The sequence below is a fragment of the Leptolyngbya sp. FACHB-8 genome, assembly GCF_014695575.1.
GTDB lineage: Bacteria > Cyanobacteriota > Cyanobacteriia > Elainellales > Elainellaceae > Vacuolonema.
The window spans coordinates 1-23,817 of sequence record NZ_JACJOO010000069.1; the positions used below are offsets into that span (position 1 = coordinate 1).

The following is a 23,817-nucleotide window of genomic DNA, read 5'->3' on the forward strand; positions in this document are numbered from 1 at the left end:
CCAGGCTCTCCGTCACCGTGACTTGAAAAGGACGTCCTGTCATCGCCCATCACCTCAAAGAGGACTCTTCTAGTTTGGCGCAGCTTCATATTTGTTTGGTATCAGGTTAAATAGTGTTCTAGGCCTGTGGATGGGGTGAAAGGGGCACTTCGTACCCTTTTCACCCCATCCACAGGTTTGAAACATGACCTCTACCTAAAACATGAGATCCATCTTTGGATTGAGAAGTAGGTATATAGGGAGAGAGCGAAGTGCAAAAATCGACACTTCTACTTATCCCACCCTGACGTTAAGATAATTAAGAAAAAATAAACGCTGGCTGATTTTCCTTTTTTAGAAATAAAGATTCGGTAAGTTCAACCCCTTGGACATAAAGATTCTGGTGTTGCCAGAGTTAATATCAGGGTTTGCACGGCCCTCCCAAATGAGGCGCTGTTCAAGGGTGAGTTAAATTAGCTTCTACAGATCCATTTGGATTGGCAGGACTAAAAAATGGCGGATCAGCCTTCTTTCCGTCGGTTCCTCCTGATGCGGTTGCTGGTTTTCAGCATCCCAATTTTGCTATTGGGAATGGGAGTGACCTACCGCAAAACTCGGGCTACGCTCCTGGAAACTGCTCACCTGCACCTGACGGAGCGGGCAATTCGGCGAGCCGACGGCATCCGGGCCGACCTGGAAGCCGTTAAAACCCAACTGGCGATCGCCAGCCAAACCCAAACTGTGCAAAGTAGCCATCCCCAGATTGCTCAGGCTTACTTGCTATCGCTGTTGCAGCAATTTCCCTCGCTGATCTGTCTGCAATTAATGGACCTAAGTACCCAGGAATTAGTCGAAACGACCTGTGGAGCCCAACCCATTACTACAACCCCGCCTGAACCCTGGGGCATTCAACAACCGCTTGGATCTTCCCCCTATTCTCTAGCGGTCGTCCGTGCCGCGTCCCGCTTCCCTGATCCGCCCGATGCAAAGCGTTCTCTGGAGGTGGTCGTCAGCGTACCGGTGTACGATTCTAGCGGCAAGCTGATGTATATGCTCAGTGGGCAGACCGCGCTGCAAGCCGAGCAGTACACCAATCCCCTGGGGTACACTATTGTGCTGGATCAAAAAGGCACCATTCTGGCCCACCCCCTCAAAAACTGGGCCGGACACCATGCCCTGGAAATGGGGGATCGCAATTACCAGGCTCTCCTCAAAAACATTCAAAATATTCACTCTTCACCCGGAACGGAACCCCTGGTGGAGATGATGGGCGATCGCTCCCAATGGTTAGTGGGGGCCAGCCCGGTTTCTATTATGGTTAGCCCCAGCGAAAGTCAAACGTGGACGGTGCTCTCCGTTACACGGCTGGAGGATGCGCTTTATTCTCTCAATTCCATCACGCAAACCCTTGCCATCCTCACCATCGGTTTGGTGCTAGCCAATCTATTTGCCAGCATCTACACAGCACGGGGATTAGCCCGCCCCATTGAAAAATTGGGGGATTATGCCCGTCAAATTCAGATGGGAGCACCCGAACCTGCCCCACCTCACCAACTCGGTGTTCAGGAGTTAAATCAACTGGCCGACGTGTTGAATGACATGGTGGAACGGCTAGAAGAGCGCGCTACAGAGCTTGAAACCGCCTGGCAAACGGCAGAAGCCGCCAACCAGCTCAAGAGCGAATTTCTGGCTACCACGTCCCATGAATTACGGACGCCACTCAACGCCATTATTGGCTGTCTACAACTGGTCGCAGATGGCTACTGTGATAGCCCAGATGAAGAACGAGAACTTCTACGGCAGGCCGAAAAAGCCGCCCTACACTTGCTCAAAGTCATTAACGACCTGCTGGACATCCGAAGTATTGAGGCTGGCAGCATCCGTCTCTACCTGGAGAATGTCAATGTCTGTCAAATTTTGAGCGAGGTTATTGAGATAGAGCAGGTTGAGTTACAACGCAAACATCTGACCCTTCAGGCTCCTGATCTGAACCAACCGATTCTGGTACGGGCCGATGCCGGCCGTTTGAAGCAAGTGGTGCTCAACGTTGTTGCCAATGCAATCAAGTTCACAGATACCGGGCACATCACTATTACCACTCACCTTGAGCCTCGCATTCCAACCCCGTCACCCGATCTCATAACTGAAAAATCCGATGGAGTAGAACAGCCCTTCATCATCATTACCGTTAAGGACACTGGGATTGGCATTGCCCCTGATCAACAACAGAAACTGTTCCGTCCCTTTGTCATGGCTGACGGCTCAACTACCCGCAAATTTGAAGGAACGGGCCTGGGCCTGGCGATCTCTCGCAGCTTGATTGAACGCATGGGAGGCACCATCAGCCTTTACAGCGAAGGGTTGCAGATGGGTACCTGTGTCGAAATTGCCCTGCCCATCCTGGAATTGCCGGCGGCTGGACGTGGGCAAGATCCAGCGAGCGAATCCATGGAGTCGGTCGTCTAGGGAAGCGCTGCTCCTCAAATACCCAGGCGCATGACTTTCCCCCAGATGCTCTAGACTGAGATACGAATTGGCATATCAAAGGAATCCCTGGTCATGCGACTGTCGCAAATGCTTTTTGTCACCCTACGGGAAGATCCGGCTGAGGCGGAAATTCCCAGCCATAAGCTGTTGCTGCGGGCAGGCTATATTCGGCGCATTTCTAGTGGGATCTATGCCTACCTGCCGTGGATGTGGCGAGTTTTACAGAAGGTATCGCAGATCGTGCGGGAAGAGATGAATGCTACTGGGGCACAGGAGTGTCTGCTGCCGCAGATGCAGCCCTCAGAACTGTGGCAGGAGTCGGGCCGTTGGGATACCTACACCAAAGCCGAGGGCATTATGTTTGCCCTGACAGATCGGCAAAAACGCGAAGTGGCTTTGGGGCCGACCCATGAGGAAGTGATTACAGCGATCGCCCGCGATATGATTCGCTCCTATCGCCAACTTCCCCAACACCTGTATCAAATTCAGACGAAATTCCGGGATGAGATTCGGCCACGCTTTGGGCTGATGCGAGGCCGCGAATTCATCATGAAGGACGGCTACTCCTTCCACACCGATGAAGCCAGCCTGAAGCAGACCTACGCAGACATGGATGTGGCCTACCGCAACATGTTTCGGCGTTGCGGTCTGCGGTTCCTACCCGTAGAGGCAGATTCTGGGGCGATCGGTGGCTCCGGTTCTCAAGAGTTTATGGTGCTGGCGGATGCCGGAGAAGACGAGGTGCTGTACACCGAGGACGGAAACTACTCGGCTAATACAGAAAAAGCGGTGTCTCTGCCTCCCGATGCTGTACCCTCTAGCTTCGACACCTTTGAGAAATTAGAGACGCCGAATACGCCTACGATTGCAAGCCTGGCTGAATTCCTGAAGTGTTCGCCCACCCAAATCGTCAAGAATGTGCTGTATCAGGCTGTGTACGACAGCGGCATGACAGTGCTGGTACTCGTGAGTATTCGCGGTGATCAGGATGTTAATGATGTCAAGATTACCAATGAACTGGTGAAAGTGGCCGGGCAGTTTGGCGGCAACGCACTGCTAGCCCTGACGGTCCCCGACGAGGACGCCCAAGCGAAGTGGGCTGCGAAGCCTCTTCCTCTGGGATACATCGATCCTGGGCTGCCGGATGACCACATTGCCAAGGCCGAAAAAATCTATCCCAAATTCTTGCGGATGGTGGACAAAACGGCTGTGGATCTGAAGAATTTCGTGACGGGTTCTAATGATTCGGGGCACCACGTTGTAGGAGCAAACTGGGGGGTACAGTATCCCTTACCCGAATTGGTGGTGGATGTGCGCACCGCTAAGGCGGGCGATCGCGCCGTTCATGATCCCAACCAAACCCTTCAAAGTGCCCGTGGCATTGAGGTAGGTCACATTTTCCAGCTAGGCACTAAATACTCGAAAGCACTGGGGGCAACTTATACCAACGAGCAAGGGGAAGAGATGCCCCTGATCATGGGCTGTTACGGGGTGGGTGTGTCCCGCTTAGCTCAGGCTGCTGTAGAACAAAACCATGATGCAGATGGCATTATTTGGCCCGTCGCGATCGCCCCTTATCACGCGATTGTCGTTGTTCCTAACATTAACGACGCCGACCAGATGGCTGCTGCCGAGAAGCTTTATACCGATCTCAATGCTGCCGGAGTCGAAACCTTACTGGATGATCGCGATGAGCGTGCCGGGGTGAAGTTCAAGGACTCCGAGCTCGTGGGCATTCCCTTCCGGATTGTGACCGGGCGATCGCTCAAACAGGGCAAGGTCGAAGTGGTCAAACGGGCGACAAAGGAATCGCAGGAGGTTGCTCTAGAAGATGTTGTCCCCACGCTAAAGCAGTGGGTTGGTGAAGCCCTTGCAGGCTAAACAAGCTGATCAAAATTTTGCCAAACACAACAAACAAGGGATGGGGTGGAGCGTTGCTCCACCCCATCCCTTCTGGCTAAATTCGATCGCGTAAAACCATAAATAAGCAGGGTAACTCGTTCCTCTCGGGTACGCTAAGGGTGAAATTTCACATGAGGCAGAACCATGGGCAAACTTATAGCCGTCGTCGCCGCTGTTGGGGTTGGGGTTCTGGTATTCAGTACGTTCAAGAATGTCGCAAAACAGCCTGCAGCACAACCACAACAAGCGGTTGATACCATTAATCGTGCTACTGACAAGCTCAATCAGGCCCAGCAAACTGAGCAACAGCGAGCCGATCAGATTCAGCAGCAAGATCCCTAATACAACGTCAGTTCGGGATAAGCCGAACAGCCCATTATTGCGTGCGCGACGCGCACGCAATAATGGGCTGTTTCGAGTGCCGCGCTTCGCGCGGCACTCGAAACAGCCCTTAACCCGAACTGAGGTTAATACAAGGTCCCTAACACTAAGCGGCGAAGACCCACTCATCTTCAAACAGAGGCAAACCTAAGCCGTCGAGTACCAAAACGTGTTTTAAAGCTCGTAGGAAGTTGTGTTTTTTCGTGCGTTTCATACACGAAAAAACACAACCTTTAAAGCAAGCTCTAGCAGTCTGCCACATAGCAATCAACAAAAACGGTTGGATGAATTATCATCCAACCGTCTGCATCCACGAAACTCTCAACCTATCGGTCAAGGGTTTAAGGAGATTTCCAGATAAGAACTTCCCCATTATTTGGAAAAAAGGCGCGGCTTCGCCGCGCCTTTTTTCCAAATAATGGGGATATTGTTTCTCAGAAATCTCCTAACCAGAGGAGAGCTTTATTTCACTTGGGCTTCAAACTTGGGAGCGTAGGCTTGCAATAGCGTGCTGACCTGACTGAGCACCTCGTCGCTCGTATTCTTACCCAAGACCTGCCGTTCGGGAAAGAATTCGGGTTTATCCAGGCTGCGGGCGATCGCCTCACTCACCTGCTGCGCGATGATGGGGCTGAGTTCTTCTTTGGCTCGACCACGTTGATAGTCGGCCCCTTCCTCCGTGGTGGCATAGAGGGGAGGAAGACGGTTCAGAGCGTAGGCAGCGATGTCACCTAAATCGAGGGTGCAGTCACTCGTCGCTTCAATTTCAGCGACTCGGGCGATCGCCTCAGTCAGCACCAGTTCTTCCATCACGTTAATAAACTGCTTGCGTGGGACAGCCACTACTTCTCCAGTGAGTAGCGCACCCATCAGACGATCGAGGGCCATGTACTCTTCGATGGATAACTCCGAAGCCGTATCACAGATGCGTCCGACTTCCGCTTCCATTGCTGGGGTCAGGTAACCATCCTGAAGGGCCTGTTCCACAATTTTTTCGATACTCATATGCCTCTACAGCTCCACAGCAGGTCAGAACAAGGTGATGTCTGCATCCCTACGGACTTAGTTTTCCCAATCGTTAGGTAATACAACCAGATTAGAGCAGGAATTTTATATTCACTCCTCCGATAGATAGATTGCTTCTGGGTTATCTGCTATTCAAACCCACCCTGACGCCATGGCACGGGGTCGACAGATTTGCCATTAACATAAAGCCCCCAATGTAAGTTGGGCCCGGTAGCGAGGCCAGTTGCGCCAATCGCACCGATGCGTTGGCCGGGCTGCACCATATCACCCTCTTGCACATCGATCCGGCTGAGGTGGATGAAGACGCTGCCGACTCCCTGCCCATGGTCTACCGCGATCGTATTGCCATTCACCCGAAAACCATCTGCAACTCGCCCCACAACCATCACACGCCCTGCCGCAGGAGCGTAGATTGGGGAGCCTGTGCCGCCAGCGTAATCCACCCCTTTGTGGTAGTAGTCTTGGGCAAACTCACCGTTGTAATAACGGCGGATACCATATTCTGAGGAGACACGACCGTCAGCAGGACGGGCAAAGGGGCCACTCCAGAATTTTTGGGGAGAGACAGCTTCCCGGAATTCCCGTAAGCGGTTGAGTTCATAATCTGTGGCCTCCGTGCTGGTGCCACCGCCGACACGAATGCTCTGGGTAGGGAAGCGGCGATTACGCAACTCTACGGCAAAACTCCGTGGTTCCCCATTCAGGGTGAACTGAATTACTTTGCGCCCAGGACGATCGAGCGGAGTAGTCGGGAGTAACGCCCGATAACGATTAGAGCCTACAGGGAAGCTGGAGTAGGAAGCCCCGTCATAGGCGATCGTTGGTGCAGTTCCGTCATTGGTTTGCAGAATGACCGAGATGGTGTCCCCCAGTTGGGGGCTGGTGGGGCGAATGATTACGTCCGAGGTTTGAGCGGGTGTGACGGTTGCGGTAAGGAGGGCGATCGCTCCCACCAGAACGCCCAGCCACCAAAACCGTTTGCCTAGATACTTCCGGATAGCCTGCCAATGCCTGCCTTGAGGAATAACCGTGTTGCGCATAGAGAATGATAGGGTGCTTGGAGTGATTGACCAGAAAGGTAGCATGTTTTGGCCAATCCGGTCGTCTCCTCCTTGGGGAGGACAATTTAAAGTCTTAATTTTGTGGAGTATTGATTGGGTCACCTCTCAGCAATGGGCTGGGAGGCCGAACGGCAATTTTCGATCCAACTCCTCAAAGACCACCATATATAGAGTGCTTTGAGAAGTGGGGTGGACACTTAACGCCAATTGCCACAGCACGAGCCACTTCAAAGCTAAAAACTCTTTAAACCTGCGATCGCTGACACGGTTGGGACCGTTCAAACCCGCTATGCTTTAAAAATGAGAAATTGTGAACATTTCTTATAACTCTTTAATTAAAAACACCATTACGACCCGCCTTACATGCCAGAAGATTTTCGATTAATCGTTGATTTAGTCATTGTTTTTTCAGCAGCGGCAGTAGGAGGGCTTCTGGCAGCACTTCTACGACAGCCGGTTTTGCTAGGTTACCTGGTCGGTGGAGCTCTCGTTGGGCCTGCCGGGTTAGGGCTGGTGAAGGAACTGATTCAGGTGGAAACCCTCGCCCAGTTTGGAGCAGCATTCCTGCTCTTTGCCCTGGGGGTTGAGTTCTCCTTCTCTGAACTAAGTAAGGTTAAGAAAATTAGTTTGGGGGGCGGTGGCCTGCAAATCGCCCTGACAATTCTTTTGACGGCCCTGGTTTCCGTGGTCATGGGGTGGGTCACGTCTCCAACTCAGGGGATTTTCCTGGGAGCCATCCTTTCACTCTCCTCCACGGCGGTGGTACTGAAATCGCTAATGGAGCGAAGTGAAACGGAAACGGCCCACGGGCGGGTCATGTTGGGCATCCTGGTAATTCAGGATTTGGCGCTGGGGTTGATGTTGGCAATTTTGCCCGCCCTGGACAAGCCATCCGAGGAAATTGGGATTGCCATTGGATGGGCACTTGCTAAGACCGGATTACTGGCGTTGGGGGCGATCGCTGCCAGCATCTGGCTCATCCCAGGGCTGCTGCGGCTGCTGGCCCGAACTGAGAGCCGCGAGTTGTTCCTGCTGGGGGTCGTCGCCCTGTGTCTGGGCATTGCGCTTCTGACGGAATCCCTTGGCCTCTCGATCGAAATGGGAGCTTTTATCGCGGGTCTGATGATCTCGGAGGTGGAATACGCTGACCAGACCCTCACCTACGTCGAACCGATTCGAGATATTTTCGCCAGTCTATTCTTTGCGGCGATCGGGATGCTGATCGACCCAGGGTTTATCTGGAATAATCTGGAACTGATTCTAGGATTGGTGGGATTAACCTTTCTGGGCAAGTTTCTTATTATTACGCCCCTGGTACGAATTTTTGGCTATCCCCTTAAAACTGCGTTAATTGCCGGTTTGGGTCTGGCTCAAATTGGGGAATTTTCCTTTGTTCTGGCGAGTCAGGGGCAAACCCTGGGCCTGGTTTCTCGACAGGCTTATCTGTTAATTTTGGGAACCACAGCAGTTACCTTATTGCTGACGCCGTTTGTTCTGCGCCTGATCCCTCGGCTTTTTGCCTGGGCTGAAACAGTTCCCTTACTCAACCAATGGTTGGAGGGCTCCGACCAACCCCTGGAAATTTCCACAGCGATGCCGGAGAAGAATCATGTCGTTGTCTGCGGCTATGGCACAGTAGGGCGCAATATTGTGCAACTACTGCGCGATCACGAGTATCCCGTGGTGGTGGTTGATCAATCTGAGCAGACCATCCAGAAGCTCCGGGATGAGGGCATACCTTATATCTATGGAAACGCTGCCAGTCTGCATGTGCTGGCGGCGGCGGGTGTTGATCAGGCACGGGGGATGGCGATCGCCCTGCCTGACCCAATGAACACTCGCCTCTGCCTGAAGCGCTCTCTGGAACTCGCCCCCGAACTGGATGTCGTGGTGCGAGCCGCTCAGGATAAAGATATTGAGTTGCTTTACCAGCTTGGGGCGAAGGAAGTGGTTCAACCTGAGTTCGAGGCCAGCATTGAGTTGTCCAGTCACCTGCTGGTGGGGACAGGTCTTGCGGTAACGGACGTCGCGCAAGACATGACCGCTATCCGTAACAGTCATTATCTGGAACTGCGTCCGGAGCGATCGCAAGAGGAACTCTCCCGCGACCTGCGCGAAGCCGCCCAAGAAATGAACAACCGTTGGTATACCCTGCCAGAAAACTCACCATTGCAAGGGTTGAGTTTGGAGGAGGCTGATCTGCGCCGGATCACGGGGGTTACTCTGATGGCGATTCACCGGGAAGCTGGGGAGATGGTGGACTACCCTGAAGGCAGCACGGTGATGCAGAAGGGCGATCGCCTACTTATTGTCGGTGACCCCGATGAAATCCACGCCTTCGAGAACCTGGCTACAGGAGAAGCCCCTGTACCGACTAAGGATTTATCCTGTCAATGGGTACGAGTGCCCATGGTTAGCCCAGCGGCGGGCAAAAACCTGGGGGATTTGGCTATTAGCTCAACCTATGGCGTACAAATTCAGGTCATTCGACGCGATGGTAAATTTGTCCGTTTCCCTGATGGCCGGACTGACATCTTAGGCGGCGACCACCTGCTGCTCTGTGGCACTTCAGATCAACTTCAGCAGATTTGCCAGTGGCTCAACTCCACCCATGAAAATCTGCCCGAGGTGGAACCCAGTGTGACCCTAGAGATGCAACACTGAACAAGGCATATTTGATTTTTTCTGATGGATGAAATGCAATCGGCTGCGTCCGATGGTTTGCCCGGAGTGCCCCTAGATTTACCGCTGATTCCCCTTGCCCCACCCAATTTTCGGTCGGGCTTTGTGGGCATTGTGGGCCGTCCCAATGTGGGCAAATCGACTCTGATGAACGAGCTGGTGGGGCAGAAGGTCGCCATTACTTCCCCCATTGCCCAGACGACTCGCAATCGTCTACGGGGAATACTCACGACTTCTCAAGCACAAATCATTTTTGTAGATACTCCGGGTATCCATAAGCCCCATCACGAGTTGGGCCGCGTTCTGGTGCAAAATGCACGAATTGCTATCGACTCCGTTGATGTGCTCTTGTTTGTCGTGGATGGAACGGCAGAGGCTGGTGGGGGCGATCGCTACGTCGCATCTCTGCTCAGTAACACCCAGACCCCTGTGATATTGGGTATCAATAAGGCTGATGTGCAGCCGGGCGATCGCCCTACCATCGACGAAAGTTATCAGGCGTTAGCCGCCGAGCAAGGCTGGGAAGCCGTCAAGTTCTCAGCTCTTACCGGAGAAGGATTAGATAGCCTACAGGCTCGTTTGATTGAACGGCTCGACCCTGGGCCTTACTACTATCCCCCGGATTTGGTAACTGACCAGCCCGAGCGCTTCATTATGGGAGAACTGATTCGGGAGCAAATTCTGCGGTTGACGCGGGAAGAAGTACCGCATTCGGTGGCGATCGCCATTGAGAAGGTGAACGAAAAAGCCAACATTACCGAAGTTCAAGCGAGCATTCACGTCGAACGAGATTCTCAAAAGGGAATTTTGATCGGCAAAAATGGTGCCATGATTCGTGAAATTGGTAGTGCAGCCCGTGAACAAATCCAGAAGCTCATTATGGGCAAGGTCTATCTGGAATTGTTTGTTAAAGTGCGTCCCAAATGGCGGCAATCTCGCTTGTATCTATCTGATCTAGGTTATCGGGTTGAATCCTAATCTCAACTTCTTTTGATTTTGGCTGACCTTGTCATACGTAACCTCAGTTCGGGTTAAGGGCTTTTTCGAGTGCCGCGCTTCGCGCGGCACTCGAAAAAGCCCATTATTGCGTGCGCGTCGCGCACGCAATAATGGGCGGTTCGGCTTATCCCAAACTGACGTTACGTAGCTCAACTAAACACAAACCTAAAAGCTATGCCGCCCGCTTCATGGTCGACACAGATTCTTGGTTTGTGTTTAATTACGCTCACTTGCTAAACCTAAAATCAATTCATTCTATTAATGGAGTCGGGGGGCGATTAGTGCCTCATCGCTCCGTATTAATTAACAGAATGTCATATTAGACTAGAAGCTCTGTCTATCAATCACTAGTTCTAGAATGGCACAACATACTCAGGCTCATCTCACTCGTAAAGTCGAAAAATTCCGCTCTGAAGCCTACAAAGAGCAAAAGCGTGAACAGATGGAATATTACATGGGGGCCAAACTCCTGGAAGTAGGTGTTGACCCCAACTCTGTTATTTATCGCTGGGCAAAGGAAGTGAAAGGCAACGAAGAAGAATGGACAATTAGCGCCTACTGGGGTGAGTCCAAAGACAAGATTCTTCAGGAAGAAGGTCAGTTGTAACGAGTCCATTTCAGGGTGCTTTGGCGATCGCCAAAGCACCCTGAAAATTCATCTGGTAATCCAGAACGTTGAACCGGGAGGCCACGGAATGTTTTTGAATGTGAAATCTTCGGTTTCACATTCAAAAACATTCCAGAAATCAGCGCAGCCTTTTATTACTCTGCATGGGTCTAGGATTCCAAAAAGCTGCTCGCACCTGCCATAAATACCAGGCAGCCCACAGCGAGAACAAAGCAAAGGGCAAAAATAGCAAGGTTCCAGGCCGAATAGATTGGGCACCTAAGTCGCGTACCAGGATAAAGGTAAACGAGTAACAGTAGAGAATATTCGCCATTTGTGCTGCTAACCAGCCCATTAGCATTTGTCTGCGAAGCCAGAATGAACCGATCGCCAGTGTAGGAACTGCCCAGAGTAGATCGGCGGCCCCTAACCCGTAGGTCACCATTAGATCAACCTTTTCTGCACTTACATTCAGGGCCGAAGGTTGTGGAAGAAGGAAGAAGATCAGAATCCAAAAAATGAGATGTAAAATAGCAGCTATTCCATTGACCGCTGCAATGAGTTTGATGCCACGCCGTACTTTTGTTTGATATTGAATGGTTGCCATCATCCTATTGCTCCTTAATTATGAATTTTTTGACAAAAGCAGTGCGCATCGTTGCCATTGCAGGCATTACTGTAAACAAAAGTCGTATCTGGTGCCGTAGCGAGATAAGGTTTTCCCATAAAGCCGCACATCCACCACTCACCTGTTAAGTTGAGGGCTGTCACCCATTCTTGGATGGCCGGTTCTACGTGTGCGACAGATGCATTAACCCCAAGCCAGCCGCACGTTCTACCGATCGCCAAAATAGCTTCCTGATAATTTCCAGACGCTGCTAGCTGTGCAGCCCGCCCTCTCCAGCACTGATTCAGTAATTGCTCGGCTTGTTGCACAAGCTCCTGATATGCATTCCATTCAGGTGTATTCCAATCAACCTGGCGATCGCGCAGTGTCCCTTTTACATCACTAATACAGGCTAAATACTGCTGCTGTTGCCAAAATTGCTGTGCCCTTTCCATGGTGGGATGCTGTTCTGCGGGGGTTGCCACAGGCTCCAGCTCTTGAGAATGGAAAACTTCATTGGTTTGGGAATCCTCAGGCGTAGATGCGGGGGCCAGATTGTTGCATCCACCGAGCGTAGCAATCACCATCAATCCAACAACACAGCACCAGGTAAAACACGGTTGAATCAACATAAACGCAGCATGGTAATGGATATATATGGAGTGCTATGAGTCGTTTCTGGCTGGATGAGCATATGAAATACCCTTACCAAATTGGGATTGGAGCCGTACAAATTGTTGATCCTTCATTCGTGTTGACTTATTCATTGCGATCGCCATCATCCCAGGAACGATAGGGGCGATTGCCACGAGAGATATAAGAATTGATTTGGGGACGGCTGCCTAACAGGAACTAAACCCTATGACCGCAGTTTAGGATGTTGTTCCCATTGCTACCTCCTCTGATTAATCTCAATAGATCGGTTCACCCGATCGGGTAAATTGGCTTACATCTATTCAGACTAATTTTTCCTAATTCCTTTGTTTTTCCTTCTGCTCTCTGCCTTCTTTCTAAAATGATTAAAACCTTCCCGCACTATCGCATTACTGTGGCTTTAACGCTGTTTTTGGGTGTGGGGTTGTCGATATTCGCTGCAACGCTGGTCAACCAGTGGGAAGCATCGCGGCGGCAATTACAGTTTCAGCGGCAAATTGAGAATTTGGGAACGGCGCTTCAGCGGAGCGTGAATCGCTATACGGATATGCTGGCGTTTTTGGGGGATTTTTATGGTGCCAGCCAGGAGGTGGATCGGCAGGAGTTTGCTGAGTTTGCGGGGCGATCGCTGCAAATCTACTCCGGTATCCAGGCTCTTGAATGGGCACCCATCGTAACCCTAACAGAACGACCCACCTATGAACGAAACTTACAGGCAAGTGGGTTTTCAGGGTTCCAGATTACAGAACTGGGCAGTGATGGATCGTTAATGCGGGCAAGCGATCGCCCCTACTACATCCCTGTTACCTACCTGGAACCTTTAGCGGGCAACGAGTCAGCCCTAGGGTATGACCTGAATTCGGATGCAACACGGGGGATGGCGATCGCTCAGGCCAGAGATGCCGGTAAAATCACAGCCACGGGCCGTATTCGTTTAGTCCAGGAAACCCGTGACCAGTTTGGGTTTCTGGTCTTTCTACCGCTATACCGAGAGAATGGTATTCCAACCTCTGATACGCTGCAACAACGGAATCTCAGCAGCTTCTTGCTTGGGGTATTTCGCGTATCTGACGTGGTGGAAGAAGCGCTTCAGGAGTTGCAATATGACATCGATTTCTCGATTTATGACCAAAACGCAGCTCCGACAGAGCAGTTTTTAGGCCGATATGAAGCAGCGCTCCAACAAGTTGTCACGGTAGATAGAACAGCTCCATCCGATGGACTGTACGACTCCCTCTGCCCGTGGGTAACGAACTGTAGCCAAACATTAGCCGTGGGTGAACGGAAATGGCAGATTGTGTTTTCCCCGGCAACGACTTATCCCCTGGAGCGGGAGTATGGAGCGATCGCCACTCTCATCAGCGGCCTGCTCCTTACCAGTGGGCTGGTCCTCTTCCTCCATCGCCTTAACCGCGAACTGGAGCAAACCCGCAGCCTCAATGACTTAAAATCTCGCTTTTTCTCCATGGCCTCCCATGAGCTGCGCACACCGCTGAGTACAATCCTGTTATCGAGTGAATCGCTTCAACTCAATCAGCGCACGTTATCGGAGGAACAGAAGCAGGCCAATACTCAACGCATCTACTCAGCGGCAAAGCGGATGGGTCAGCAGATCACCGATCTCCTGTTACTAACCCGCGCTGAAGTAGGCCGCCTGGAGTTTCGCCCTGAACTCTTGGATGTCCATGAGTTTTGCCAACAATTGCTTGAAGAGATGCAATCGGATGTCCCTCAGACCATCCAGTGGCAGAGTAGTGGATCGGTGAAAGCATTTTTGGATCGAGGGTTGTTGCGATCGCTCCTCACCAATCTACTTTCCAATGCATCCAAATATTCCCCCTCTGATGCCCCCATTCAATTCACCCTAACTTCGGATGGCCGGGTGGTAATGTTTGAGGTGAGCGATCGCGGCATTGGTATTCCAGTACAAGACCAATCACGAATTGCAGAAACCTTTTACCGTGGCAGCAATGTAGGGAATGTGACGGGGACGGGCTTGGGATTGGCGATCGTGAAGACCTGTGTGGAGTTACATCGGGGACAATGGGCGATCCACAGCCGGGAAGGCGAAGGGACGACGGTAGCAGTAACATTACCGCTGGAATAAACGCTTACTCATAGTCAATTTCATCAGGCCAAAAAGAGTGAGGCAGGGTGTTGCGCCACTCCTTTTGGCCTAACGAAATGAGAGAGGTGGCGCGTACACACTACCGCTCTCATGACGGGCAGTTTCACGTTAATTTGCTACAACGATTCCGAGTCTACTGGTGGCATGGAATTAGCCGCTTGCGGAGCTTGAGGTAGCAGCCAGCTGAGCAAGATGGCCGTCAAACCACCTGTTGAGGTAGCAGAACCAAACATATTTTTGATAATGGCGGGTTGAACGCCAAAAATTAATGCTAAAGCTTGTTGGGGGGTTCTTCCGGCATCAATCGCAGTACCAGCTACGCCCAAAATGGCACCGAGAAATGCAAAGCTAGTCCCCTGCAAACTGAGCAGTCCTGAGCCAACAGGCCCAAACGTTTTGCATTGAATAAAGGTGCAAATACCAGAGGCCAAAAGTGACATGCTGACAATAAAACTGGTGTTTGTAGGATCTAGCCCCAGGCTAGTGCTAATGATCAGAGGTGGCGTCACAATCCCAACAAAGGCGGCTAAAACATGCTGAATAGCAACAAAAATTGACTCCAGCAACGGGGGTCTGTCATGCAATTTGTAGATTAATTCAGAACTTGTTGCCGATAACTCTGGAAAACCTTCGGCTTCTGGTAGTTCAAGGCTGTGTAAAATGTTGGATTCTTCCCGCTGTACCATAGGGTTGCGACCACCTCCCAACTACACTATTTTTCAACTCCAAGCTGCCATATTGTAAACGCGAGTAATAGTTCCGAAAAGTAATTGAACATACATCTTGCACCTATTCAACCTCAGTTCGGGATAAGCTGAAGTGCTCATTTTGGCGTGCACATAGTGCACGCCAAAATGAGCGTTTTCGAGTGCCGCGCGTTGCGCGGCACTCGAAAACGTCCTTAACCCGAACTCAAGTTATTCAAAACAAAACTCAAAGGTTTGATTCTGCGATCGCAAAGCATCAGCAATATCAAGGTTTTAATACAAAATATGAGTTCGATCAGATAACGTTCAGGTTTCCTAGAGCTAGCTGAAAGAGCCGTTTTTTCAGGCCTGCCCACAAATGAATTGCGGGCCAACATAACCATGTTTGGGCTGCTTATTTCCCACTCCAATGGATGACGCGTTTTTCGAGCAGGAGAAAGAGCATATTCAGGAAGTAGCCCAGAATACCTGTCACCAAAATAGAAGCGTACATATCTTTCACATTGAGAATTTGTTGGGCATCAATAATACGCTTTCCCAAACCATGCTCGGTGCCGATGAACATTTCAGCAACGATGACGATAACGAGAGCGATACTGATACCGCTACGCAAACCGATAAAGGTTTGTGGAAGACTTTCCATCAGTAATACATCTTTGAAGATTTGCCAGGGGTTGGCACCCATCACCTTCGCAGCGAGAATGCGGGATTGCTTTGCATTCAACACACCATAAGCACTGTTGAACACAATTAGCAGAAATGCGCTGAAAGCAGCGATCACAACCTTTGAAAAATCGCTAATCCCAAAGAACAGAATGAACATGGGAATGAGCGCACTGGCAGGCGTGGAACGGAAGAAATCAATGAGAAATTCCACGCTGCGGTAAAGCTTCTCAGAGCTACCCAGGGCAACCCCGATGGGTACTCCCAGGGCAGCGGCCATGAGGAATGCGCCGAAGGTTCGTAGCACCGTTGCTAAAAAATCTCCAAACATGGTGCCCGTAACCATACCGCCGATTAAGGTGGTGAGAGTCGCGATAGGCGTCGGCAAGAGAACAGGATTGACGAAGCCGGAGATAGCGATGAGCCACCAAAGGCCAAAGAGAGCGAAGATGCCGATGAAGGGGAGTAGGCGATCGCCCATCTTGACCGAAAAGGATTGCACACGCTGCTTAGAGCGAAGGGATGTCGTCATTTCCGCATCTCCTGACGAAAAATATCTAAACAATGGCGGCTCACTTCAATAAATTCAGGGGATGTGAGAGTATCGGGGGTACGGGGACGAGGAACCTTGAAGGAAACCGCTTCCACGAGATGGGTAGGACGCTTGCTCAATAGCAGAATCGTATCCGCCAGGAACACGGCCTCCTCCAGGTTGTGCACCACCATCAACATGGGAATGGAGGTCGCCATAAATATTTCTTGCAGTTTGTCGCGCACGAATAGCGTCGTTTCAAAATCCAGAGCCGAGAAGGGCTCGTCCAGAAAGAGAACTTCTGGATCAGCGACTAAAGCTCGCAGGATGGATACCAGTTGTTGTTGCCCACCCGAGAAGCTGTAGGGGTAACGCTTCAAATCCAGGCGAATATTAAAGGTGCTGAGGAGGCGATCAATGCGATCGCGACACTCCTTCTCCGGCACACCTTTGGTTCGCAGAGGATAGGCAATGTTGTCGTAGGCACTGAGCCAGGGAAACATTGAGTCGCGATAGTTTTGAAACACATAACCGATGCGAGCCCGACGAATGGGTTTACCATTGATGCGAATTTCGCCGCGATCACACGGAATCAAGCCACTAATCATGTTGATTAAAGTGGATTTGCCACAACCATTGGGCCCAAAAATTGAGACCAATTGATTATTTGGTAAATCTAAATTGAAATCCTGATACAGGGGTTGCCCTGCAAAGGATTTGCAAAGACCTTGAACAGAAATGAAATGGTCAGGAGGGGCGATCGTTGACTCTATTCGTGTGTCAGAAACCATGGTGGTTTTAGGAGAAGGGTGAATTGTGAAATGGCGAAGGTTGACCTGTTGAGTAGATAGTTTCTGTAGGGGCAAAAGGCCATTTGTTCCTACGTAGTGGATTTGCAGGTGCCATTCGCCATTCATCTCGGCAGACCAGATGGCCCTCCCGGAGTGAATAGCCATTCACCTCTATACATCCCAAAGACCTGGTGTTAGCCTGCATAGAGCAATCCTTTAACATCAACTGTTTTTTCGAACACCTTCTTCTCGGTCATGAAGTCAAAGAATTTTTGAAATTGACCCACTTCTTCAGGCGTGAATTCGTCGTACATCCGATAATCCACCATGGGCACTTTTTCAACCAAATCCCCTTCGATCGCGGTATAACCAACCAGATATTGACGCACTTCATCCGGGTTCGTTTTGATGTCATTCACCGCGCGACGATAGGCTTCAATATAGGTCTTGGCTGTCTCAGGATATTGCTGAATAAATTGGGTACTGAGAACCGCCGCACCTCCAAACCAGGGAGCCTTGGGGTCGCCCAAAATATATTTGGAAACCACGCCATTTTCCAAGGTGCGTGTGATACCTTTTAGCTCGCCTACGGTACCTGTTGGCTCTAGAGTATAAGCCGCGTCAATTTGGCCTGCTTCGATAGCCGCAACGTGTTGACGAATTTCCAGTTGTTGCACCTGGGGGTTAGTAACACCAGCAGCGGTGAGGATAGCCTGGGCGATCGCTAAGTTCTGCGCTCCTGGACCCGTAGCAAACTTTTTGTCCTTCAAATCAGCGATGGATTGAATGGAACTATTCTTGGCAACAATTACCTGATCTAGCTTGTAATCGACGTTGCTAGGATTAGCTGCAATGATTTTGAAAAGGCCAGGCGAGGTGATTTCTGATAACCCTAATACGCCACTGGCTACCCCGTTACCGGTGCCTTGAAGTCTTCCCGCAATGAGAGCTTCTGCCACCTGGTTAGGAGAAGCAAATTTTGCCACTTCTACATTCAAAGCGGCGTCTTTAAAGTATCCTTTCTTTTCAGCTACGAATAACGGCAAACCTGATGCAACAGGCCAAAAACCGATGGTAATTTTTCCAGGATCTTCAGCTGTTGTAGTGTTGGCTCCGGATGTTTCAGCTTCGGGTTTAGTGCAACCGTGGGCAGCGATCGCCAACACGACTCCTGCGCCCAATTGAAGAAAATGCCGTCTGTGAATGATCATCGTTCTCTCCTTTACAAATAATCGAAATAAGACTAGGATTCATTCATGAAATGCATCAAACGATACAGATTTTTACTGGGTGTTTCGAATGACCGAATCTGTATGACTTTGATACTCCCCGCCTGAAATTTATGGATTAGCGTATCGATTCGGCGTGAACGTTTTAGGGATAATTTGGTGAAGAAATCGTGGAGAATGTCATGATTTCTTTATAGCGACAGCATTTTCGTTAGAGTAAGAATGGCCATGGGTATAGATAGCAGAAGTTAATGAATTCAATATTGTATTTGTGTTGTGGGTGGGGTGCGAAGCACCCCACCCACAACACAAATGTGTAAGTCCTGTTCAAGTCAAAGAAACCCGGTGTTTTTAAAAACACCGGGTTTCTGGCAGTCAGGAAATCAAGTTAAACAGGCTTTCAAAAGAGCGATTTTTTCTAATAGAAATCCAATGATTTCAATCGATAACCAACGCCATGGACCGTCTCAATCAAATCCTTCGGTGCTCCAGCCGCTTTAAGTTTGCTCCGCAGGTTCTTGATATAGGTTTTGATGGTGGATTCTTCCGGTAATTCCTGCCATGTCCAAATCTGCTCCAGCATGGCGGAAGGGCTGAGCACTCGCTTTCCATAACGGAGAAGGGCTTCCAAAAGAGCAAACTCCTTGGGGGTCAGGTGGATGGGCGATCGCCCATACATCACCTCATAGGTAGCCGGGTCCAGGGACAAATCGCCCCATCGTAGAATAGGTGCGATTCCTGATTGCCCCCGCCGTAACAAAGCGCGAATTTGAGCCAGTAATTCCTGCAAGTTAAACGGCTTCACCATATAAGCATCGGCCCCGGCATCCAGGCCCATCACCTTATCCAGGCTGGTGTCACGGGCAGTGAGCATGAGCGCAGGGGTAAAGTTACCGCGATCGCGCAACCGCTGGCATAACAAGATTCCATCCAGTTTTGGCAGGGTCACATCGAGCAGGAGCAAATCATATTGAAAGGCCTGCGTTTGCTCCCAGGCTGCTTCGCCATCCCGCACACAATCCACACTGTACCGTTGAGCAGTCAGGGCTTCCATCAACGATTCAGACAGTTGGTTATCGTCCTCGACCAACAGAATTCGCATCGTCGATCTTCCGTATGCTTCTACCGTGAGGTCATTGAATTGAGGTGATGTTTGAACGGGTGGTTTAAGCGTTTGCCAAGGCCAAAATTTAATCAGCTATGACATGCCGTTTTCCCTCAAGTTTTTCCATCCTGCTATAGAGAAAACAAGCAAATTGTTGTCTTTAATACATTTGTTTAATTGTGTCGATGCGTTCTCTATTTTTGAGGAGATCAAATAGAGCACCCGCCTCCGCCACTACGCTGTCATTGCTATTCTGAGGAAAGCGTTTTATGGGTGTGGGCGATCGCTATGGCAGAACGATTACAAAACTACATCAATGGCATTTGGTGTGACTCCAACGCGACGGAGACATTAGATGTCATTAACCCGGCCACCAATGAGATTCTGGCGCAAGTGCCCCTCTCCCCCGGAAGCGAAGTTGATGCCGCCGCCAACGCTGCTGCCGAGGCGTTCAAATCCTGGCGACGGGTGCCTCCTAACGATCGTGTGCAATACCTCTTCAAACTTAAAGGTTTAATGGAAGAGAACCTGGATGAGTTAGCCCGCACCATTACGTTGGAGTGCGGCAAAACCTTTGGGGAAGCGCGGGCTGAAATGCAGCGGGCGATTGAAAACGTGGAAGTTGCCTGTGGGGTTCCCATGCTGATGCAGGGGGATGTGCTGGAGGACATTGCGCGGGGCATTGACGAGATGATGATTCGTCAACCTGTGGGAGTGTGTGCCGCGATCGCCCCCTTCAACTTCCCCGGCATGATTCCCTTCTGGTTTTTGCCCTATGCGATCGCCTGTGGCAACACCTACGTCATTAAGCCCTCGGAAAAGGTTCCTTTGACCCTGCAAAAGGTGATGCAGCTCATCGAGAAGACAGGGCTTCCTGCTGGGGTCGTCAACCTGGTCAACGGTGCGAAGGAAGCGGTGGATGCGATTCTAGATCATCCAGCCATTCGGGCTATTAGCTTTGTTGGGTCGAGTCCCGTTGCCAAATATGTCTACAGTCGTGGTGCTGCTAATGGGAAGCGGATGCAGTGCCAGGGCGGCGCGAAAAACCCGATCATCATTCTGCCGGATGCGGATCTGGATATGACGACTCGTATCACGCTGGATAGTGCCTTTGGCTGTGCCGGACAGCGCTGCCTCGCTGCCTCGCTGATGGTGACGGTGGGTAAAGCGAAAGAGCCATTTACGGAGGCGATCGCCGAAGGGGCCAAATCCCGCGTGGTCGGTTTTGGGTTGGATGAAGGCGTACAAATGGGACCCGTCATCAATCATGCCAGTCGGGAGCGAATTGAGAGTCTGGTTGCTCAGGGCGTCGAGGAGGGCGCAAAGGTGCTGATCGACGGTCGCAGTCCTCAGGTAAGCGGCTATGAGCAGGGTAGCTTTGTACGGCCCACACTTTTACAAAACGTCAGGCCCGATAGCCTGATCGCTCAAACAGAGATCTTTGGTCCGGTACTGGGGATGTTGAACGTGGAGACGATTGAAGAGGCGATCGCCCTCGTCAATAGCGGCCACTGGGGTAACATGGCCTGTCTTTTCACGAGCAGTGGCGCAGCAGCCCGCAAGTTCCGCTACGAAGCCGAGGCTGGAAATATTGGTATCAATATTGGAGTAGCAGCCCCGATGGCCTTCTTTCCCTTCAGCGGCTGGAAAGATAGCTTCTTTGGAGACTTACATGGGCAAGGCCGCCATGCAGTTGAATTTTTCACGCAAACGAAGGTCGTAATCGAGCGCTGGTTCCAGGACTGGTCACGGCAGTTTTAACCCCCACGACAAAACCAGGGACTAAGAAACCCGATGTTTCTACAAACACCGGGTTTCTAACCTCTCAGAACCTCTTACAACTCCTAAGGCGTCTCAATACGCGTTCCTGTAGGGTCTATCTTTAAAACCTTGACTTCCGATTGGATAGATTGACTTGTCCAGGCCGCCTGCATCGCCTGGGCAATCTTTTCTCCATGGGAGGGGTGAGCGATCGCTAACAATGTAGGCCCAGCCCCGCTAATCACCAACTCATAAGCTCCAGCGGCGATCGCTCCCTCCCGCACTGCATCAAACCCATGCATCAACGATTTGCGGTAGGGCTGGTGAATTCGGTCTTTCAAAGCGCTACGGAGCCAGTCAGGATTACCTGTCTCCAACGCACGTACCAGCAAACCCAAGTGAGCCATGTTAAAAATGGCATCAGCCCGGCTGTATTCCTGGGGCAACACGCGGCGTGCTTCAGCGGTAGATACCTCAAAGTCGGGAACGCCCAACACAAATGCAATGTCGGGATGACAGGGTAACTCGCAAATCGTCCATTCGCCCTCACTTTCGGCAGCGAGACGGCAGCCTCCGAGGAGAGCGGGAACGATGTTGTCGGGATGGCCTTCGATGGCGATCGCCATTTCCATCACCTGCTCCTGGCTCAGGGGTGAGCCTGCCAGAGCGTTGGCTCCCACTAAGCCCCCAACGATAGCTGTGGCAGAGCTACCCAAACCACGGGAGAGAGGGACTTGAAGGTCAATGGATAAATGCAAGCCCGGTGCGGGTTGGCCGATGTGGTCGAAGAACTTGAGGAAGGATTTGTAGGCCAGGTTGGACTCGTCGCGTACGACGCGATCGGCTTCGGCTCCGGTTACGTCAATTTGTAAGCCAGATTCCGCTCGGGTGAACTGGAAACGGTTGTATAGGGTGAGTGCAGCACCTAAACAATCGAAACCCGGCCCTACGTTTGAGGTGGTTCCCGGTACGGTTACAACAACGGAATCAGGCATTGTCATCAATCCAATTCAATACAAAAGACGGGTTTTCCCGGGGCGTTTTTGTAAGGCTGATTTTTTGCGGGTGTAGCGCATGTAAATCAACGGTTGCCGGGAATTTTCAAACATCCCTTAATGTACTGGACTTTAGACGCGTTTTGTTTGCTGCATTGGTAAAGACCCTGCTTGGAGGTGCGCCGCCCTCCAAATCTCCCGACTGGGGGACGGGCGTCCCTCCCCCAGACCCCCTAGACAAGGAGGTTTTGCAGGGGTGGTGTCAGGCCGCTTCGCACCTGTGGGGTTTGGATCAGGTGTGGGTGATGTCGTTGCATGGACCGCTCTATCGGTGTTTTAGGCGGCTAGGAGGGGGCGATCGCACTCCACTCGGTATAGGTTCATTTTCAGGTTTCGGATGGTTTGGCGGCCGTCTTGGGTTGCTTCTAAGTAGAGCAAGGCGTCTTGAATGAGGGGGCGCACAATGTTGCGGTAGAAGGAGGGATAGGCTGCTCGCATATCGCTCGGGTGGCGGTAGCCGAGGCGCTCGGTCATGCCGATTTCCTGGAACTCGTAGAAGAGGGTTGGCAGTTTTTGTAAATAACGGGGGTCGCTCAACTGGCCAATCAAATCGGCAGCACGGGTTAAGCCAGGATAGTGATGGGTATCTTGATAGAGGGCAACCGCTGGAACTGGGAAGCGGGTGAATTCGATGTGGTCTTTGATGCGATCGCCCTCGACTGACGGATGGCTTGTCAAATGCTCATCAACAAATTGCTGGCTGCGATCGACATGATAAGGAGCGAGGCTGGCATCTGTCGCGCCAATGGGCAACGCAATAAATTTGCAATCTTTACCCGTAACAAAGAGCCGTTCACGACGGCGATCGAGGCGGCAAACCCCTTTGACATAGCCAATGTCATGGCATAGCAAACCCACGATGAAATGCAACCAATCTTCGGGGGTTACGTTGCCTTCGAGTCGCTGTTTACCGCGCAAAATGTCTTGCCCAACGAGGGTGACAAGAATGGTGTGTTCGATGTCGTGGTAGGGCGCATCGCTAAATGCCAGGGTCGATAATGTTAGGGTCGCGACCTTTTGAAGCACATCTATGTGCTGGCTACAAAGGTTACGGGAATGGGAGCTGCCATAGACGTGGTAATAGCCTTCAATCAAGCGATCGATGCAGTTTTGTATCATCACGGCGGTGATATCAAACATTACCTACTCCTCTGAGAATGCCTGTTCTGAACCGCCTCCACTATCTCCAAAAATTCATATAGACAACACCAAAAAAAGTCATAATTTTTGCGGTTGCCCTTGTAATTTAGTATTTGGGCAGGAAATTGCGACTCAAGCATTTTCTGTAACGTAATTAGCAACAAAATCCTGCACCGCCGTGCAACGAGCGGGGCAGGATTATAAGAGCGTCTTTGAAAAGTTAGTTTTGCATGCGCTAAGCATACGCAAAATCAAGCCATTTCGGGGCTTTTCAAACATTCTCCTAGCTTGATAAATTTCCGTATCTCAGGGTGTCTGCGT

The 23,817-nt window shown here is 51.0% G+C and carries 19 protein-coding genes and 1 pseudogene; 9 read left to right on the forward strand and 11 right to left on the reverse strand.

The window, feature by feature from the left end; genetic code table 11:
* Nucleotides 1-492: 492 nt before the first annotated feature.
* The 3 genes from H6F91_RS18535 to H6F91_RS18545 all read left to right on the forward strand — a co-directional run bounded on the left by H6F91_RS18535 (nt 493) and on the right by H6F91_RS18545 (nt 4,710).
* The gene (locus H6F91_RS18535; RefSeq protein WP_190775313.1) at nt 493-2,445 is read left to right on the forward strand and encodes an ATP-binding protein; all 1,953 of its coding nucleotides are present in this window, start codon (nt 493-495) and stop codon (nt 2,443-2,445) included.
* A 93-nt stretch (nt 2,446-2,538) separates the two neighbouring features.
* Nucleotides 2,539-4,347, forward strand: coding sequence for a proline--tRNA ligase (gene proS, locus H6F91_RS18540; protein WP_190775314.1), 1,809 nt, complete (start codon nt 2,539-2,541; stop codon nt 4,345-4,347).
* Between the two features lie 165 nt (nt 4,348-4,512).
* Nucleotides 4,513-4,710, forward strand: coding sequence for a hypothetical protein (locus H6F91_RS18545; protein WP_190775315.1), 198 nt, complete (start codon nt 4,513-4,515; stop codon nt 4,708-4,710).
* A gap of 501 nt (nt 4,711-5,211) precedes the next feature.
* On the opposite strand, the gene H6F91_RS18550 is transcribed toward H6F91_RS18545, so the two are convergent.
* Nucleotides 5,212-5,754, reverse strand: coding sequence for a late competence development ComFB family protein (locus tag H6F91_RS18550; RefSeq protein WP_190775316.1), 543 nt, complete (start codon nt 5,752-5,754; stop codon nt 5,212-5,214).
* Between the two features lie 149 nt (nt 5,755-5,903).
* A complete protein-coding gene (locus H6F91_RS18555; RefSeq protein WP_190775317.1) occupies nt 5,904-6,815 on the reverse strand; it encodes a M23 family metallopeptidase in 912 nt (303 codons plus the stop codon).
* Between the two features lie 384 nt (nt 6,816-7,199).
* On the opposite strand from H6F91_RS18555, the gene H6F91_RS18560 reads away from it, so the two are divergent.
* From H6F91_RS18560 to H6F91_RS18570, 3 genes are all read left to right on the forward strand, one after another.
* On the forward strand, nt 7,200-9,500 hold the full coding sequence (locus H6F91_RS18560) for a cation:proton antiporter (protein ID WP_190775318.1): 2,301 nt from the start codon (nt 7,200-7,202) through the stop codon (nt 9,498-9,500).
* A gap of 33 nt (nt 9,501-9,533) precedes the next feature.
* A complete protein-coding gene (era, locus tag H6F91_RS18565) occupies nt 9,534-10,496 on the forward strand; it encodes a GTPase Era (protein ID WP_190775354.1) in 963 nt (320 codons plus the stop codon).
* Nucleotides 10,497-10,875: 379 nt separating this feature from the next.
* The gene (locus H6F91_RS18570) at nt 10,876-11,124 is read left to right on the forward strand and encodes a hypothetical protein (protein ID WP_190775319.1); all 249 of its coding nucleotides are present in this window, start codon (nt 10,876-10,878) and stop codon (nt 11,122-11,124) included.
* A 139-nt stretch (nt 11,125-11,263) separates the two neighbouring features.
* On the opposite strand, the gene H6F91_RS18575 is transcribed toward H6F91_RS18570, so the two are convergent.
* Together H6F91_RS18575 and H6F91_RS18580 are read right to left on the reverse strand one after the other, a co-directional pair.
* Complete coding sequence (locus tag H6F91_RS18575; RefSeq protein WP_190775320.1) at nt 11,264-11,734, reverse strand: hypothetical protein; 471 nt, start codon at nt 11,732-11,734, stop codon at nt 11,264-11,266.
* A gap of 11 nt (nt 11,735-11,745) precedes the next feature.
* On the reverse strand, nt 11,746-12,363 hold the full coding sequence (locus tag H6F91_RS18580; RefSeq protein WP_190789425.1) for a hypothetical protein: 618 nt from the start codon (nt 12,361-12,363) through the stop codon (nt 11,746-11,748).
* A gap of 35 nt (nt 12,364-12,398) precedes the next feature.
* Between H6F91_RS18580 and H6F91_RS28345 the strand changes: the two genes are divergently transcribed.
* Both H6F91_RS28345 and H6F91_RS18585 read left to right on the forward strand, forming a co-directional pair.
* On the forward strand, nt 12,399-12,527 hold the full coding sequence (locus H6F91_RS28345) for a hypothetical protein (RefSeq protein ID WP_277874406.1): 129 nt from the start codon (nt 12,399-12,401) through the stop codon (nt 12,525-12,527).
* A gap of 219 nt (nt 12,528-12,746) precedes the next feature.
* Nucleotides 12,747-14,492, forward strand: coding sequence for a CHASE domain-containing protein (locus H6F91_RS18585; protein ID WP_190775322.1), 1,746 nt, complete (start codon nt 12,747-12,749; stop codon nt 14,490-14,492).
* Nucleotides 14,493-14,767: 275 nt separating this feature from the next.
* Here the strand turns inward: H6F91_RS18585 and H6F91_RS18590 are convergent.
* From H6F91_RS18590 to H6F91_RS18610, 5 genes and pseudogenes are all read right to left on the reverse strand, one after another.
* Nucleotides 14,768-15,199: pseudogene (locus H6F91_RS18590) on the reverse strand (solute carrier family 23 protein); the annotation flags it as partial.
* Between the two features lie 415 nt (nt 15,200-15,614).
* On the reverse strand, nt 15,615-16,415 hold the full coding sequence (locus H6F91_RS18595; protein WP_190775324.1) for an ABC transporter permease: 801 nt from the start codon (nt 16,413-16,415) through the stop codon (nt 15,615-15,617).
* The gene (locus tag H6F91_RS18600) at nt 16,412-17,206 is read right to left on the reverse strand and encodes an ATP-binding cassette domain-containing protein (RefSeq protein WP_190775355.1); all 795 of its coding nucleotides are present in this window, start codon (nt 17,204-17,206) and stop codon (nt 16,412-16,414) included. The genes H6F91_RS18595 and H6F91_RS18600 overlap by 4 nt, the downstream gene beginning before the upstream one ends.
* Nucleotides 17,207-17,400: 194 nt before the next feature.
* A complete protein-coding gene (locus H6F91_RS18605; protein WP_190775325.1) occupies nt 17,401-18,417 on the reverse strand; it encodes an ABC transporter substrate-binding protein in 1,017 nt (338 codons plus the stop codon).
* Between the two features lie 436 nt (nt 18,418-18,853).
* A complete protein-coding gene (locus H6F91_RS18610; RefSeq protein WP_190775326.1) occupies nt 18,854-19,537 on the reverse strand; it encodes a response regulator transcription factor in 684 nt (227 codons plus the stop codon).
* 291 nt (nt 19,538-19,828) lie between these two features.
* Between H6F91_RS18610 and H6F91_RS18615 the strand changes: the two genes are divergently transcribed.
* The gene (locus H6F91_RS18615) at nt 19,829-21,301 is read left to right on the forward strand and encodes a CoA-acylating methylmalonate-semialdehyde dehydrogenase (RefSeq protein ID WP_190775327.1); all 1,473 of its coding nucleotides are present in this window, start codon (nt 19,829-19,831) and stop codon (nt 21,299-21,301) included.
* Nucleotides 21,302-21,384: 83 nt separating this feature from the next.
* Here H6F91_RS18615 and thrB read toward each other — a convergent pair whose 3' ends face one another.
* Complete coding sequence (gene thrB, locus H6F91_RS18620; RefSeq protein ID WP_190775328.1) at nt 21,385-22,302, reverse strand: homoserine kinase; 918 nt, start codon at nt 22,300-22,302, stop codon at nt 21,385-21,387.
* Between the two features lie 330 nt (nt 22,303-22,632).
* A complete protein-coding gene (locus tag H6F91_RS18625) occupies nt 22,633-23,496 on the reverse strand; it encodes a metal-dependent phosphohydrolase (RefSeq protein WP_190775329.1) in 864 nt (287 codons plus the stop codon).
* Nucleotides 23,497-23,817: the final 321 nt, after the last annotated feature.